Here is a 304-nt window from a genome sequence, read left to right as displayed (position 1 = left end):
CGGTGCGCACCGGCGGAGCCGCCTGCACCACCGGAGCCGGCGCGGGCGCCGGGGCGGGCGGCGTCTGCAGCAGCGCGGTGCGGCCGCCGGAGCGTCCGGGAATGACCAGGCGGTCGCCCATCTTCAGCATCGCGTGCGGCTGGATGTTGTTGGCGGCCGCGAGGTCCTTGATCGAGGTGTTGTAGCGCTTGGAGATGCCGACCAGCGTCTCGCCCGGCGCGACCACGTGCACGCCGCCGCCAGCGACGCGCGGACCCGCGGCCGGCGCGGCGGCGGTCGGGGGAGCCGCAGCCGGTGCAGCCGC

Annotated in this window: 1 protein-coding gene; it reads right to left on the bottom strand. The window is 77.6% G+C overall.

The features are described from left to right. A partial coding sequence (locus tag CH341_RS32120; RefSeq protein ID WP_245431346.1) for a LysM peptidoglycan-binding domain-containing protein occupies positions 1-232 on the bottom strand: 232 nt, incomplete at its 3' end. Positions 233-304 lie beyond the last annotated feature (72 nt).

Source organism: Rhodoplanes roseus, from assembly GCF_003258865.1.
GTDB classification, from domain to species: Bacteria; Pseudomonadota; Alphaproteobacteria; order Rhizobiales; family Xanthobacteraceae; genus Rhodoplanes; species Rhodoplanes roseus.
This window is presented reverse-complemented; position numbering and strand designations above follow the sequence as displayed.